Source organism: Vreelandella sp. 162(4c), from assembly GCF_058152265.1.
In genome coordinates, this window is record NZ_CM176981.1 from 3,367,235 (window position 1) to 3,381,513 (window position 14,279).

Here is a 14,279-nt window from a genome sequence, read left to right on the forward strand (position 1 = left end):
TGTGCACTATTAATAACGCCTAGCGCAGCAGTGCTTCCAGGCTGCGACGCAGGCGCTGTGCTTCACGCACCAGCGTTTCCCCTGATAGCATGCCGACGCCCATTACTAAGCCGACGCGCGGATCGGTTGGTGCACACACTGGGCTTAATGGACGCACAATTAAATGCTCTTTCAGCAGTGACTGAGCGATTCCCACATCGTTAACGCCCGGCTCAAACTCGACGCAAAGGCTAATAGCACTGCTCGGTGGCGAAACGCTGCGCACCTGCGGCAGCGAATGTAGTTGATCATGCAGCACCTGTTGGCGCCCTAGGTAGTCGCGTTGAATGCGCCGACACCAGGCATCCAAATCACCATCAAAAATAAATTGTGCTAGTACGGCCTGATCCAGCATGCGTCCTTCGCGGAATAGTTCACTGCGCAAGCGGTTCATTGGCCCCGCTAAATGACGCGGTACCACTAAATAGCCTAAGCGCAGTCCTGGAAACATCATCTTGGAAAACGAGCCCACCAGCAAGTGGCGCTCCGAGTGCGGGTCAAAGAGCAGATTGGAGTGGTCGTCGCGGTTAAACTCGTAATCATCTTCGACAATATACGCGGGCGCTAGGGCATCGCATAAGCGCTGTTTATCCACCGCACTGGTAGGCACGCTGAGCGGGTAATGGTGCGAGCCGGTCAAGTAGGCCAGCTTGACCGGGCCAGGAGCAGGCGGAAGCATGTGCCCCTGACCTGGCAGCCACGCCACCGGTTCGATTTCCAAACCTGCGGCGGTAAAGACGTTGCGCGCTCCCCAGTAGCAGGGCGACTCCATGGCAACAGTGTTGCCCACATCAGCCAACGCCACGGCGCATAGCTCAATGCCGTTATGGGTACCGTCAGTGATGATGATCTGTTCCGTGTCGCAACTAATATTGCGCCAGCGCGCCAGAAAATCGCGTATCGCGCGCTTTAATGGGCCGTAGCCACCGGTGGAGTAGGAGAGCAGCAGGGCGTTTTGCGGCACCGTTACGCTGGCGTAGAGCTGCCGCCATTTACGCATCGGGAACTGGGCGATATCGGGAATACCCGGCACGAAGGCACCGCTTTGAATCATGCTCGCGCCGGGGCCATCCAGAACCCGTTGGGCGCGAGAGGAGAGCTGTGCATTGCCACGCAGGGGAGGGCTTGGCGTAATTGGGCGGCACGTCCAGGTGCCTTGGCCATGGGCGGTTTTAAGCAGTGCTTCTTCGAGTAGCGTATGGATCGCCAGCGCCAGGGTTTGGCGGGCAACGCCAAGGGCATCCGCCAACTGGCGATGAGAGGGCAGCCGCAGCCCGGCAGGCCACTGTTGGGTAATGGCTTGTCGCAATGCCTGCTCAATACGCACCTGCTTACTCAATCGCTCCGGTTGGAGTGCATAAAGCTGTACAAGTTGGTGCACGACCTCCTTACGATCCATTTGGACACCCCTTAATCCCGCTTAACCCGCTAACGGCGGGCACTTAGACGAAAGCCGTATGAAAATAGTGCACCCTTTCGGTGCGTATGAAAAGTGGTCTAGTCGAACGCAAAAGTGGTGCGTTCGCGTTTTCTCTCCCGCCTGCTAGCGTGTGGCTATCCTGTTTGGCGAAACCGTTTAAAACATGCCTATTCAAAGAGAGGCTGTTAAAACAGGATCAGGATACTGCGCCCCTGAGCGCCTACGACAACATCCAATAACTCGCAGGACAATTTCAAATGACCACATCCTCATCACAACAGGAAGGGCTCGTCCGGGTACTCGCCCGTGGCGATGTATTAGCGCTGGCCTTCGGTGCCATGATCGGTTGGGGCTGGATTGTACTCACCGGTACCGCCATTCAATCCGCTGGCAGCCTAGGCGCCATTATAGCGTTTATTATCGGCGGTTTAGCGATTGTCTTGGTTGGCCTTACCTATGCGGAGCTTGCCGCTGCGATGCCCAAAGTGGGTGGCGAGCACGTCTACAGCTACCGCGCCTTGGGCCACTTACCTTCTTTCTTGTGCACCTGGGCGATTATTCTAGGCTACCTAAGCGTGGTGGCCTTTGAAGCGGTAGCACTTCCCACGGTGATTGAACATCTGGCGCCCAACTATGCCGTTGGTCATCTGTGGACGATTGCCGGGTGGGAAGTTAAAGCCACCTGGGTAGCGGTAGGTGTAGGTGGCTCGTTGGTCATGATGATCATCAATTACTTCGGTGTGACCACCGCGGCCCTGCTGCAAAAGATAGTGACTGGGTTAATTCTGCTGGTGGGGGTCATGTTTGTCACCGGTTCGCTGTTTGAAGGTGAAACCATCAATATGATGCCGCTCTTCACCCAGGCCGACACCGGCGTGTTCGCAGGCATTGTAGCGGTGCTGGTCATGGTGCCGTTTCTGTTTGTGGGTTTTGACGTTATCCCCCAGGCCGCTGAAGAGATCAATCTGCCCTATAAGGCCATCGGCAAAGTGCTGATGATGTCGGTGATTCTGGCGGTGGTGTGGTATGCGCTGATTATTCTGGCGACCAGCCTGGCGCTCAACAGCACTGAACTGGCGGCCAGTTCACTGAGTGTGCCGGACGCCATGGGAAGCCTGTTTAACGCCGCGTGGGCCAGCAACTTAATGGTCATGGCGGGTATTGCGGGCATTATTACTAGTTGGAACGCCTTCTATATCGGCGGTTCCCGGGCAATCTATGCCCTCGCTAAAGCAGGCATGCTACCTGCGCCGTTTGCCAAGCTGCATCCTCGCTACAGAACCCCTACTAATGCCATCTTTATGATGGGCTTTCTCTCCTGTTTGGCGCCCTTCTTTGGCCGCCCAGCATTGGTGTGGATCGTTAATGCGGGTGGCTTGGGCATCGTATTGGCCTACCTGTTTGTGGCGATCTCCTTTGTGGTGCTACGGGTGCGCGAGCCGGATATGCCCCGCCCATTCAAGGTAAGTAACGGCAAGCTGTGCGGCACCCTCGCTATCATTCTTTCTTTCGGTATGGCGTGCCTCTACCTGCCCGGTAGCCCGGCGGCACTGAGCGTCGCGGAGTGGACTATCTTTGCTGGCTGGGCGGTGCTGGGCATCGTGCTTTACGTGCATGCGCTGCGCACCTACGGGCGTGACTACAGCGATCGCCATATGCAAGTGGATCTGTAAGCCGTCCTACGAGATTTCTGGACTTAAGCTTTTTAGGAGCAACGTATGAGCTTTATCGAACAGTGGTTGCACGATGCGGTTCCAGCCCTGGTGGGTGGCGAGTGGCGTACAGGTCAACAAACCTTTGCGGTGGATAACCCCGCCACCGGTGAAACCATTGCCCGGGTGGCGGATATGGGCGCCGATGATACCCGTGACGCCGTGGCCGCCGCCTACAACGCTGGCGCTGCCTGGCGGGCCACACCGGTCAAGCAGCGCTCGGCACTGCTACGGCGCTGGTTTGAGCTTATTAACGAACACGCCGACGACCTGGCCCGTCTGATGACCCTGGAGCAGGGCAAGCCGCTGACGGAAGCCAAAGGCGAAGTCACCTACGGTGCGTCGTTTATCGAGTTCTTCGCCGAAGAAGCCAAGCGTATGGCAGGAGAAACCCTACCAAGTCATGGCGCGGACAAACGCTTATTGGTTCTGCGCGAGCCGGTAGGTGTGGTGGCGGCAATTACCCCATGGAACTTCCCGCTGGCGATGATTACCCGCAAGTGCGCCCCGGCCCTGGCGGCGGGCTGCACCGTGGTGATCAAGCCCGCCGAAGCCACGCCGCTCACCGCGCTTGCCGCCGCTTACCTGGCGCTGGAAGCGGGCCTGCCTGCAGGCACCATTAACGTGATTACTGCCTCAAAACCGGCAGCGGTGGGTGAGGTGCTCACCACGGATTCACGGGTGCGCAAAGTCTCGTTTACCGGCTCCACCCCGGTGGGTAAGCACTTGCTTGCCCAGTGCGCCAGTACAGTGAAGAAGGCCGCCATGGAGCTGGGGGGCAACGCGCCGTTTATCGTGTTTGACGACGCCGATGTAGATGCCGCTGTTGATGGCGCAATCGCCTCCAAATTCCGCAACGCTGGGCAAACCTGCGTATGCACCAATCGCTTCCTGGTGCAGGACGGCATTTACGATACGTTTGTCAGCAAGCTCACCGAGCGAGTGAACGCACTGAAGGTTGGCGATGGCCTGGCGGATGGCAGCATTATCGGCCCGCTGATTAACCAAGCAGCGGTAGATAAAGTGCAGCGCCATGTGGACGACGCAGTGAACCAGGGTGCTCGGCTGCTCTGCGGTGGTAAGCCTCACGCCGCAGGCGAGCGCTTCTTCACTCCCACGGTGCTGGCGGATGTGACCACCAAGATGGCCGTGGCCGACGAAGAGACCTTCGGCCCGGTCGCGCCGGTGTTTCGCTTCCAGCGCGATGAAGAAGCCATTGCCATGGCCAACGATACACCCTTTGGCCTGGCGGCTTACTTCTACGCTACGGATTACCGCCGCATCTGGCGCACCATGGAGCAGCTGGAGTACGGCATGGTCGGTGTGAATGAAGGGCTGATCTCCACCGAGTTGGCGCCGTTTGGCGGCGTTAAAGAGTCCGGGTTGGGTCGCGAAGGCTCCCACCACGGTCTTGATGAATTTACTGAACTTAAATATGTCTGCGTTGGCGGTTTATAAGGAAAGCTATGATGACTAACCAAGAATTGAACGACCTGAAAAACCGCTACGTGGCCAACGGTGCTGCCACGCCGACAACCCAGTTTGCCGAGCGCGCTGAAAATGCTGAGCTGTGGGATGCCGACGGCAACCGCTGGATCGATTTCGCGGGCGGTATTGGTGTGCTGAACCTGGGCCACCGCCACCCGAAAATCGTCGCCGCCGTTGAAGCGCAGCTCAAGAAAGTTATGCACACCAGCGCCGCGGTCATTTCCTACGCGCCCTATGTGCAGCTGTGCCAAAAGCTCTGCGAACTAAGCCCGGTGCGCGGCCCTGAGCGCAAAGCGATGCTGGTCAACACCGGTGCCGAAGCGCTGGAAAACGCCGTGAAGATTGCCCGCGCTGCCACTGGCCGCACCGGCATTATTACCTTCGACGGCGCTTTCCACGGACGCACCATGATGACCCTGGCCATGACCGGCAAGGTGCTACCGTACAAGAACGACTTCGGCCCGATGCCGGGCGACGTGTTCCGCGCCCCATTCCCGAATCCGCTGCACGGCATCAGCGAAGAAGCGTCTTTGGATGCCATTCGCACGCTGTTCAAAACCGATATCGCCCCGCACCGTACAGCGGCCATCGTGATTGAGCCGGTTCAAGGTGAAGGCGGCTTCTATATTGCGTCACCGGATTACCTTAAAGCGCTGCGCGCGCTGTGCGACGAGCACGGCATTCTACTGATCGCCGATGAAGTGCAGTCCGGCTTCGCCCGCACCGGCAAGCTATTTGCCCTCGAACATAGCGACATCGAAGCGGATATTCTCACCACCGCCAAAAGCCTCGCTAACGGCATGCCGCTGTCGGCTGTTGTGGGTACCGCCAAGGTAATGGACGCCTCCGGCCCCAACTCGCTAGGCGGCACCTACAGCGGCAATCCGCTCTCCTGCGCGGCAGCGCTGGCGGTTATCGAGGTGATCGAAGAGGAAAATATTCTTGAGCGCAGCGAGCAGATGGGCAAGATGCTCGCGGAGCGTTTTGCTGTTTGGGAAGAGCGATTCCCCGCCGTTGCCCACGGCCGCCAGCTAGGCGCCATGGCAGCGTTCGAATTGCTCGATAGCGAAGGAAAACCCGATACAGCGCTAACCGGTGCGCTCTGTGCCAAAGCCCGCGAGAAAGGCCTGATCCTTCTGTCATGTGGCTTCTACGGCAACAGCATCCGGATTCTGGTACCGCTGACGGTATCTCCTGCGGTGTTGGAAGAAGGGCTCAGCATTATCGAGCAGTCCCTGGAAGCGCTTAGCTAATACTCTTCTAAGCATCACAAAGCCCGCCCTCGTCAAACAGTGAAAGCTGTTGGCGAGAGCGGGTTTTTATTTCATGGCGGGGAAAGTTTTGGGGTTGCAGTGTGATTATGAGCCACTACCCCTACAGTTTTGTTTAAACCTAGATAACCAATGAGTGGGAGTAAGACCGAAGGCTTTCTTGAAGTGATTTGTCATATGGCTCTGGTCATTGAAACCAGCTGAAACTGAGGCGTACGACAACGAATAACCCTGGGTCAAATAGCGTTTTACGAACGCAAGACGCCGCATGGTCAAGTAACGGTATGGGCTTGTTCCATATAATGCCCTGAAATCTCTTGATAAACTCCACTTTTCACGGCCGCTCACCAACGCTAAATCATCAAGTGTGATATGAGAATCCAATGAATCGTGGATATATTCTCTAGCCTTTTCTGCAGCGTTATAGTCGTATGCCACCCTACCTCTTTTGTGACCGGCAACAGCAGAGAGAACATTGGCTAGTTCGAAGACGATATCTTCCCCTTCAAGCTGCTCATGAGCAGTTTGGAGGTCATTCATAAGAAATTCTGTGGCGGCATAAAGCCGAGGGTCTGTGCTAACGCCACCCTTTATGTAGGGTAAGGTGCGGCCACCAAGCACCGCTTGAAGAGCAAAGGGTTCAATATACATGATGCGGTAGTGGAAGCCGTCATTCGTACCAGCCTCACCGTCGTGGAGTTCATCAGGATGAATCACAATGGTATTGCCCGGCAAGCTAGTTCTTTTTTCACCTCGGTAATTGAAGCAATGAACCCCTGCAAGGGTTCTACCTACAGCATACGTATCGTGCCGATGCGGCTCGAAGGCAACGCCAGAAAAAAAGGCTTCAAATCTTTCTATCTGGGTATTAAAAAAAGAATTTAGCATAGGCGGTAAGGTATCGGCTTCTGTCTGAATGCAGGGTTATCATGCAGCGGAATATATGAATAAGTAAAGCTAGTTAGCCAGTTTTGACAGTTTATATAGCCTGTCCTTGAAGCGCTCTCGTATTGCAGGCTATTCAGCTCAATACGTAATATAGAGTGGTGGCGACGACTGTCGTTAGGATCAGTCCACTTTTTAATATAACTGCCAATATGCCTACTGCAATAAAAGAAAAAATAGATAGGTTAAGCCCGTTAGCCATCTCTGGTATCACGATGTAAGTGATGAAACAAATAAAAATAGAAGTAGGCAATATTTCCTCAATTAGATACTGGGCTTTTGCGCCGAAGTTAATCGTGAACAAAGAGGGCAGAACTCTTATCATGACACTTGTAAGTAGAAGAGCCAAAATCACCAAAAAATTATCTACCATATTTGTTCCTCAATATTTTCTATTCAGTAGATAGGAGATAGTGGATAATAGAATGATGGAGGGGATCCAAAAGTAGATGCCACCAAGGGTGTAATAGAAAAGCCCGCTTATTAAAAAGCCTAACGTTGCCTTTGGAACAGTTATCAAACCACTTTTATAAGGTCGGTTTTGAAGATACGAGATGGCAAGAAAAAGAAGCACCAAGCTCGCAGGAATACTGGCATTGATGTCGTCAGGTAAAAGGTTGGGAAACAGCCCAGCTATAATGCCGCCTGCTACCCCAAAGAGTATCCAGGACAAGAAAATGGTGAAGCGAATTATCAGCATGGCTCTTTGGTTATGTCCCTGCTCAATAGCGTACGCTTCGTCGCCGAGTACATGGGACGCAAAAACCTTAAGCAACTTGTTTTTTGGTAATTTTTTTGAGCATGAAAGCGAAATTGCAAAATATCGGCTATTGATCATAGTGGTAACGAAAGCAATAGTTAAAAAACTGGCCCCAGACTCAGAGAGAGGTAGAGCGGCAAACTGCCCGCTCCCAGAAAAGCCTAGTAGGCTTACGAGAAAAATTTCGACAATGCTCCAGTCTGCTTTGTAAGCAGTAAAGCCGAATAGCATGCTAACAGGTGCTATTGCAAAGATGGCCGTTAATAGCAGCGGAAGCAGAACCCGATACTCTGCTGTATTTGAAGCAGAGAGCACTTTTTTGGTGTTTAAATATTTATTCATCATTGCCAATCACTTTTTCCCAAAATGTGAATTTTTTAGTTATGGCTAATGGGCTTACAGCAGAACATTGAAGCTAGCTGCTATGCTGGAAGCGTATGAGAAAAGTTGATAAGCGTATTGTAAGATCGTGCAGGTTTGTTGAGAGCGGAGTGAGTCTAGCCGTTATGGTTTTTCAATATTTTGTTTTCGTGCGTTGGCTTGGGCATCGCTGGCTGGCGAGTTTATCCACAATCACTTGGCTGGCTTCTTTGGTCGGGTTCAATGGCGAATACGGGCAACGTGGGGCCCGCCGCGGCTGCGTTAGCAAACGGCGCGTGATCATGAATGCGTACTCGCGTTTGAACCAAACGACCTGGATAGGTGCCTTAGCCATTAATAATACTGATACCTGACGGTTGAGAGCTATTCGCCGCTAAGCCTATTCGCCACTATGCCATGACGTTACCATCAAGGTAGCGTTTGCGTAATCAATCCAGCAGGATCAACTCTGCAGGAACAAACCAGTAGGAGAGTAACGATGTATATCGCGATGAACCGTTTTCGGATTGCCCCAGGCCGCGAAGAGGATTTTTTAGAGGTGTGGCGTAACCGCGACTCTCACTTGGATGAAGTGCCGGGCTTTAAACAGTTCAAGATGCTGCAGGGTGAAAGCCAGGAAGATCACACCGTGTTTATCTCCCACAGCGTGTGGGAGTCGGAAGAAGCCTTCCGCGCCTGGACTAAGTCAGATGCGTTCCGGAAGGCCCATGCCAATGCCAAGTCACCCGAAGGTATTTATCTTGGCCCACCAAAGTTTGAAGGTTATGAGGTGGTGCTGTAAGGCGTGTACGGCTAAACGAAGCAGGTTATCAGCGGGGTGGTTGCCCCGCTTTGAGGGCTTTAAAACAATGCCAAGCCAATAGAGAGCAGTACGCTATAAAGCAGCGTTGAAATGGCCGTTTTCTTCAGCATATTGGTCAAAATCTCGCCATTACGGGTATGGCTCAAAGTTCTGGCCGCGTCAGTTAGAGGTTTGGCCACCAGCAGGCAGCTCCATCCCTCCCACGGTACCGGCAGTACAACTAAATAGATCAAGGTGAGTAGCAGCGCGATGCCCAGCAGCGCCCAGTGGTAGCTAATCGCCTTAGTGCGGCCTAACCGCACCGCCAGGGTGATTTTGCCATTGCGTGCATCGCTCTCTATATCGCGCACGTTATTCACATTGAGCACGGCGGTGGCCAGCAGGCCGCAGGCGGCGGCAGGTAGAAATGGTAGCCAGCTTAACTGCTGTACATGCAGATAGTAGGTGCCCAAGACGCCAAGCAGACCAAAAAACATAAAGACCGCAATGTCCCCAAACCCTCGGTAGCCATAAGGGGTGCCACCTAGACCAACGGTATAGGTCACTGCTGCCAACAGGGCCGCAGCCCCTAAGAGAATGAAGATGAGGATTTGCCCCCACTGATTTCCAAACGCGGCGACTAGCAGTAACAGCCCCAGTAACGCGGCAAACGTTGCCGCAATGATCATTCCCGTGCGCATTTTTTCCGCGCTAAGCAAGCCAGAAGAGACCGCTCTTGCAGGCCCTATACGCTGTTCGTCATCAGCACCCGATGCAGCATCACCGTAATCGTTGGCTAAATTAGACAGCACTTGAAGCGCAATGGCGGTCAGTAGGGCAAGCACAAGCACTGCCATATTAAGAGCATCCACACTCGCGGCTAGCCCAGTACCTAGCAGAATGGAAGCACACGCTAGCGGTAGCGTTCGGGGGCGAGCGGCTAACACCCAGGCTTGGTAGTGGCGGCGCTTACTATTTTGATCCATTCCGTTGATATTCCTGTTGACCGTTTTCATTTAATAAACATTCGGCAATGTATGATTAAGTGCGGAAAAGTAGATCTAAGTCAAAATATGCCGCGTCATCTTGTCCCACACTGCAAGCACCCCTTGAGTAGGAGTTTACGCGATGATTGGCGACTTATTTAGACATAACAAATATATGGCGGTAGTTTGGTTACTGCTACGGCTCTATTTAGGCATCACCTGGCTAACCTTAGGCATCGGTAAAATGACCGGTGGCTTTAACGCCGAGGGCTTCTTAAGCAATGCTGTCGCCAACCCTGTGATGCGCGAGGGAAGCGCGGTTTATCCTAATTATGTCGCCTTTCTAGAGAATTTTGCGTTGCCCAATGCGGATGTCATTAATTTCATTATACCGCTGGGAGAAGTGTTAGTTGGTCTGGGTTTGATCGTTGGTGTGCTGACCTCGTTTGCTGCATTTTTCGCCATCGTGATGAACATGTCGTTTTTGATGGCAGGCACGGTGTCCACTAATCCATGGATGATTGCGCTGACTTTCTTGTTGCTGGTGGCGGGTGCCAATGCGGGGCGGTTGGGTGGCGATCGGTGGGTGCTGCCCTATATGAAAAAAAAGCTAGGCTTGAAGTACGCTGGTAGTTAATTGAAAACGCGGGTCTAACAGGCGAATTATGCACGTTACACACCCTATTGAAGCACTCAAACATCAGCTTGATGCGCTTCGTCATACGGATAAAAAAGGGTTTATGCGCCTAAATACGCCCTGTCAGGTCGGTAACCTGATGGGGTGGTTAAACGTGCAAAGCGTTTATCCCCGTCTCTATTGGCAATCCCGTGATGCTGGCGCCGTTGAGTATGCTGCGCTAGGGGTTGTTAGGGCGTTTGATTCGCTAGCCGCGCTGCAGGCCGACCTTGCCACACTGGCCGATAGTGGTGGCGAGCAGCCGGACTACTTCGGGGGCATGGCCTTCGACCCCGGTACGCCAGGGTGGGAGCACTTTCCGGGCTGCCACTTTTTGCTGCCGCGTATAGAGCTTAGGCGCCAGCAAGCGGGGGTGATGTTATCACTCAATCTGCGCTTTGATGATTGCTGCCCAGAGGCCGAGATAGCCCAGGCTCGTGCCTGTTTGGCTGCGCTGGAAGAGGAGCAACGGCTGCCTTGTTGGCTGCCGAATGTTTATCAGCGTGAAGACTATCCTGCGCAGAAAGAGTGGGCGGCGTCGGTAGAGCAGGTCACCCATCCTGATCACCTGAGTCACACACCCAAGGTGGTGCTCTCACGGGAGACGTGCCTAACCACACCTGAAACGCCCAGCCCTTGGGCGCTGCTAGCACGCTGGCAGGCCGGTGCCGCCGACTGTTTTCACTTTGGCGTCCAATTTACTCCCCATGAAGCCTTTATCGGCTGCCCGCCGGAACGGCTCTACAAGCGTAAAGGTAGGCATTTAATGACCGAGGCGCTGGCGGGTACCACACGTCGTGGGCAGGATACCCAGCAAGATCAAGCGCTTGCCGATGAACTGCTGGCCGATAAGAAAAACAGTCTGGAAAACCAGTGCGTATATCAGCAGCTTTTGACCCAGTTTGAGCCGCTCTCTTCTCACGTCCAGATGGGCGAGGCGCATATTGTTAAGCTGCGCTCGGTGCAACATATCCGTCGTCTGATTCACGCCGAGTTGCACCGAGACGTCACCGACCAGCAGTTGCTGGCAGTGCTGCCGCCTACCCCAGCGGTAGGCGGTGTTCCCCGCAAGTCGGCACTGGCATTTATTCGCCAACATGAGCGCCATCGACGCGGTTGGTATGCGGGCGTTTTCGGCCGAATCAGTCACACCAGCAGCGATCTGGCGGTGGCCATTCGCTGCGCCCATATCGGCCCAGAAACAATTCGCCTTTATGCCGGTGCAGGCATTGTGGCAGGCTCACAGCCAGACGAGGAGTGGCACGAACTGGATACGAAAATTGCTGACATTATGTCGCTGCTTGGGATGGGATAACGTAGATGACAGCACTGACATCGGACGGTTTTGTGAAGAGTGGTTTTATGGAAGAGTACGCCACCTTTAATCATGTATGGGCGGCACTAATGCTGGAGGAACTCTACCGCTTAGGCGTGCGCGACGCAGTGCTGGCGCCGGGCTCCCGTTCATCGCCTTTGACTATGTCCGCCAGCGAGCATGCCGGGCTGCGCTGCCACTGCCATTTTGACGAGCGTGGACTGGGGTTTATGGCGCTGGGCATTGCCCGGGGCAGTCAGCACCCGGTCGTTATTATCACTACCTCAGGCACCGCCGTGGCCAACCTTTACCCGGCGGTGGTGGAAGCCAAATTGCTCGGCGTCCCGCTTATTGTACTCTCTGCCGACCGCCCCATTGAACTGCTGGGTAACGGCAGCAATCAGGCGATTGACCAACGGGATATTTTCTCCCGCCACACCATTGTTCACCACGACCTGCCGCCGCCGGATGCTGAGATAAAAGCAGCGTTTCTACTCAGTACTGTTGATCAAGCTGTTGATCAGCAACGCCGTATGCCCGGGCCGATTCACATTAATTGCCGTTATCGCGAACCGCTTTACCCCGGCAACTGCCTGGTGGATACCGGTGATTATCTCGCCCCGCTAAGGGACTGGCTGACGACTTCAAAACCGTGGAGTGATTGGTCATTCAGTACTGCGGTTCCAGCGCTCAACAACGAGTGGGTAACGTTTGCCCAGCAGCGTGGCCTGATTGTGGTTGGCAGGGTTGATGACTCCCAGCAGGCGCAGCAGATTGTTGAGCTATCCAAGCAGTTGGGTTGGCCGCTACTGGCCGACATACAGAGCCAAATTCATTTTGACCCTCAAAATCTGATTCACTTTGATCTAGCGCTGCATGATGAGCGTTTCTGCGCTGAACTCGCCAAAGCCGAGGTACTGCTGCAGTTTGGTGGTCGGTTAATTTCGAAACGGCTAACGCAATTTATTGCCCAACAACCGTGGCAGGATGCCTGGTTGGTTGATCCGCTGCCCCAGCGGTTGGATCCCGACTACTGTGTTAAGCGCCGTTTGATATGCTCGCCCGCCGACTTTATAGCCGCTTTGCCAACGATACCTGAACAACCTCCCTGCCATCAGCTGGCCAGCCTCCAACGACGCACTAGTCAGCTTGTGGAAGAGCGCTGTACAGCATTCTCAGAGGTGGGAGTTTGTCACCTTTTAGCGCAGGTGGCTGAAGGGCAGTTGTTTATAGGCAATAGCCTGCCCGCGCGGCTAATGAATATGCTGGGTACGCATCGCCAAACGCCGGTACGGGTATTTGCCAATCGCGGGGCTTCCGGTATTGATGGTCTTATTGCCACGGCTTACGGCCTCAGTTGCACATGCTCAGAGCCGACTACTATTGTGCTGGGGGATACCAGCGCACTGCATGATCTCAACAGCTTGGCGCTGTTAAAGCAGGCCACGCAGCCTCTGGTGGTGGTTATCCTCAATAACGATGGTGGCAGTATTTTCCATATGCTGCCGGTGCCTAAAGAAGACGATCTGCTGGAGCGCTATTATCGCCAGCCCCATGGCTTACACTTCGAGCATGCGGCGAAGATGTTTGGACTTGGCTACTTCGCGCCAGAGTCACTGGATGCCTTTATGGCGGCCTACACTCAGGCCCTGCAGGCGGGCGTTACCTTGATCGAGATTAACGTGCCCCATCAGCAAGTAGCTGATGATCTCAAGCATCTTGGCGCAGCGATTCGAGGGGAGCCGCGTGAGTAGTAAACCTCAGGCGCCGACTCTGGTAATGCTCCACGGTCTGTTGGGCGATGCTCAGGACTGGGGTGAGATCATCGCTGGCTTGGAAGGCATCCGCTGCCTCGCGCTGGATTTACCCGGCCACGGTGAGAATCACCACGTGCAGGTAGGCTCTTTTGAGGCTTTTCACCACTGGCTTGGCGATACGCTGATAACTCACGGTGTTCGCCGTTACTGCCTGCTGGGTTATTCCCTGGGCGGGCGCTTGGCGCTGTATCATGCCAGCCGTCAGCCACCGGGGCTGGAAGCACTCTGGCTGGAAAGTGCTCACCCAGGATTGCCCGCCAGTGAGCGTTCTGCCCGAATTGATCACGATGAGCACTGGGCAACACGCTTCGAGCAGGAACCATTGGAAAACGTACTTGCCGACTGGTACCAGCAGCCGGTGTTCGCCGACTTAACCGAGGTTCAGCGCGGTCGGCAGATTCAACGTCGGCTAGCGAATCATGGGCCAACTATTGCCAGCATGCTGCAATCAACTTCCTTGGGTCAACAGCCTACGCTTTGGCAGTGGCTGGAAAGCACCTCGCTACCGGTGGGGTACTTTTCGGGGCAGCGGGACATCAAGTTCCACACTCTGGCGTCTCATCTGGCAACAATGGCCCCGCGCCTGCGCCATATCACGCTGGAAGGGGGCCACAATCTTCATGCTGAGCAACCTGAGATGATTGCTCAGCAGCTCAATGCCTGGTATCGCACGCTAGGCTAATGTTTA

The 14,279-nt window shown here is 54.5% G+C and carries 12 protein-coding genes; 8 read left to right on the top strand and 4 right to left on the bottom strand.

The features are described 5' to 3' along the window. Positions 1–19: 19 nt before the first annotated feature. Positions 20–1,438 (bottom strand): aminotransferase-like domain-containing protein, encoded by a 1,419-nt coding sequence (locus AC4EYZ_RS15480; RefSeq protein WP_027957078.1) that lies wholly within the window; start codon positions 1,436–1,438, stop codon positions 20–22. A 278-nt stretch (positions 1,439–1,716) separates the two neighbouring features. On the opposite strand from AC4EYZ_RS15480, the gene AC4EYZ_RS15485 reads away from it, so the two are divergent. From AC4EYZ_RS15485 to gabT, 3 genes are read left to right on the top strand one after another with little or no spacing between them, the layout of a single operon-like run. Next, a complete protein-coding gene (locus AC4EYZ_RS15485; RefSeq protein ID WP_474192079.1) occupies positions 1,717–3,132 on the top strand; it encodes an APC family permease in 1,416 nt (471 codons plus the stop codon). Positions 3,133–3,177: 45 nt separating this feature from the next. Then, positions 3,178–4,629, top strand: a complete 1,452-nt coding sequence (locus AC4EYZ_RS15490; RefSeq protein ID WP_027957076.1) for an NAD-dependent succinate-semialdehyde dehydrogenase — start codon at positions 3,178–3,180, stop codon at positions 4,627–4,629. A gap of 11 nt (positions 4,630–4,640) precedes the next feature. Beyond that, positions 4,641–5,912: a 4-aminobutyrate--2-oxoglutarate transaminase gene (gabT, locus tag AC4EYZ_RS15495; protein WP_027957075.1), complete on the top strand. Its 1,272-nt coding sequence runs from the start codon at positions 4,641–4,643 to the stop codon at positions 5,910–5,912. A 105-nt stretch (positions 5,913–6,017) separates the two neighbouring features. Here the strand turns inward: gabT and AC4EYZ_RS15500 are convergent, their stop codons facing one another. Next, positions 6,018–6,818 carry an AraC family transcriptional regulator gene (locus AC4EYZ_RS15500; protein WP_141440580.1) on the bottom strand — a complete coding sequence of 267 codons (801 nt, stop codon included), beginning with the start codon at positions 6,816–6,818 and terminating at the stop codon, positions 6,018–6,020. Between the two features lie 439 nt (positions 6,819–7,257). Continuing rightward, on the bottom strand, positions 7,258–7,980 hold the full coding sequence (locus AC4EYZ_RS15505; RefSeq protein ID WP_051051757.1) for an AzlC family ABC transporter permease: 723 nt from the start codon (positions 7,978–7,980) through the stop codon (positions 7,258–7,260). 514 nt (positions 7,981–8,494) lie between these two features. Between AC4EYZ_RS15505 and hmuQ the strand changes: the two genes are divergently transcribed. Continuing rightward, positions 8,495–8,797 carry a heme-degrading protein HmuQ gene (gene hmuQ / locus AC4EYZ_RS15510; protein ID WP_022521683.1) on the top strand — a complete coding sequence of 101 codons (303 nt, stop codon included), beginning with the start codon at positions 8,495–8,497 and terminating at the stop codon, positions 8,795–8,797. A 59-nt stretch (positions 8,798–8,856) separates the two neighbouring features. Here the strand turns inward: hmuQ and menA are convergent, their stop codons facing one another. After that, positions 8,857–9,783, bottom strand: coding sequence for a 1,4-dihydroxy-2-naphthoate octaprenyltransferase (gene menA, locus AC4EYZ_RS15515; RefSeq protein ID WP_027957071.1), 927 nt, complete (start codon positions 9,781–9,783; stop codon positions 8,857–8,859). A gap of 142 nt (positions 9,784–9,925) precedes the next feature. Between menA and AC4EYZ_RS15520 the strand changes: the two genes are divergently transcribed. Genes AC4EYZ_RS15520 through menH form a run of 4 tightly spaced genes read left to right on the top strand, consistent with a single transcriptional unit; the run spans position 9,926 to position 14,273 of the window. Continuing rightward, positions 9,926–10,420, top strand: a complete 495-nt coding sequence (locus AC4EYZ_RS15520) for a DoxX family protein (RefSeq protein ID WP_027957070.1) — start codon at positions 9,926–9,928, stop codon at positions 10,418–10,420. A gap of 28 nt (positions 10,421–10,448) precedes the next feature. Further along, positions 10,449–11,774 (top strand): isochorismate synthase, encoded by a 1,326-nt coding sequence (locus AC4EYZ_RS15525; RefSeq protein WP_051430585.1) that lies wholly within the window; start codon positions 10,449–10,451, stop codon positions 11,772–11,774. 5 nt (positions 11,775–11,779) lie between these two features. After that, on the top strand, positions 11,780–13,528 hold the full coding sequence (gene menD, locus AC4EYZ_RS15530; protein WP_490203864.1) for a 2-succinyl-5-enolpyruvyl-6-hydroxy-3-cyclohexene-1-carboxylic-acid synthase: 1,749 nt from the start codon (positions 11,780–11,782) through the stop codon (positions 13,526–13,528). Continuing rightward, positions 13,521–14,273, top strand: coding sequence for a 2-succinyl-6-hydroxy-2,4-cyclohexadiene-1-carboxylate synthase (menH, locus tag AC4EYZ_RS15535; RefSeq protein WP_027957067.1), 753 nt, complete (start codon positions 13,521–13,523; stop codon positions 14,271–14,273). The genes menD and menH overlap by 8 nt, the downstream gene beginning before the upstream one ends. Positions 14,274–14,279: the final 6 nt, after the last annotated feature.

Excerpts from the sequence above, each read along its gene's own strand:
- menA (WP_027957071.1), bottom strand. The coding sequence starts at position 9,783 with ATGGATCAAAATAGTAAGCGCCGCCACTACCAAGCCTGGGTGTTAGCC.
- AC4EYZ_RS15520 (WP_027957070.1), top strand. The coding sequence starts at position 9,926 with ATGATTGGCGACTTATTTAGACATAACAAATATATGGCGGTAGTTTGG.
- AC4EYZ_RS15525 (WP_051430585.1), top strand. The coding sequence starts at position 10,449 with ATGCACGTTACACACCCTATTGAAGCACTCAAACATCAGCTTGATGCG.
- menD (WP_490203864.1), top strand. The coding sequence starts at position 11,780 with ATGACAGCACTGACATCGGACGGTTTTGTGAAGAGTGGTTTTATGGAA.
- AC4EYZ_RS15505 (WP_051051757.1), bottom strand. The coding sequence starts at position 7,980 with ATGATGAATAAATATTTAAACACCAAAAAAGTGCTCTCTGCTTCAAAT.
- AC4EYZ_RS15490 (WP_027957076.1), top strand. The coding sequence starts at position 3,178 with ATGAGCTTTATCGAACAGTGGTTGCACGATGCGGTTCCAGCCCTGGTG.
- AC4EYZ_RS15485 (WP_474192079.1), top strand. The coding sequence starts at position 1,717 with ATGACCACATCCTCATCACAACAGGAAGGGCTCGTCCGGGTACTCGCC.
- AC4EYZ_RS15500 (WP_141440580.1), bottom strand. The coding sequence starts at position 6,818 with ATGCTAAATTCTTTTTTTAATACCCAGATAGAAAGATTTGAAGCCTTT.
- gabT (WP_027957075.1), top strand. The coding sequence starts at position 4,641 with ATGACTAACCAAGAATTGAACGACCTGAAAAACCGCTACGTGGCCAAC.
- hmuQ (WP_022521683.1), top strand. The coding sequence starts at position 8,495 with ATGTATATCGCGATGAACCGTTTTCGGATTGCCCCAGGCCGCGAAGAG.
- AC4EYZ_RS15480 (WP_027957078.1), bottom strand. The coding sequence starts at position 1,438 with ATGGATCGTAAGGAGGTCGTGCACCAACTTGTACAGCTTTATGCACTC.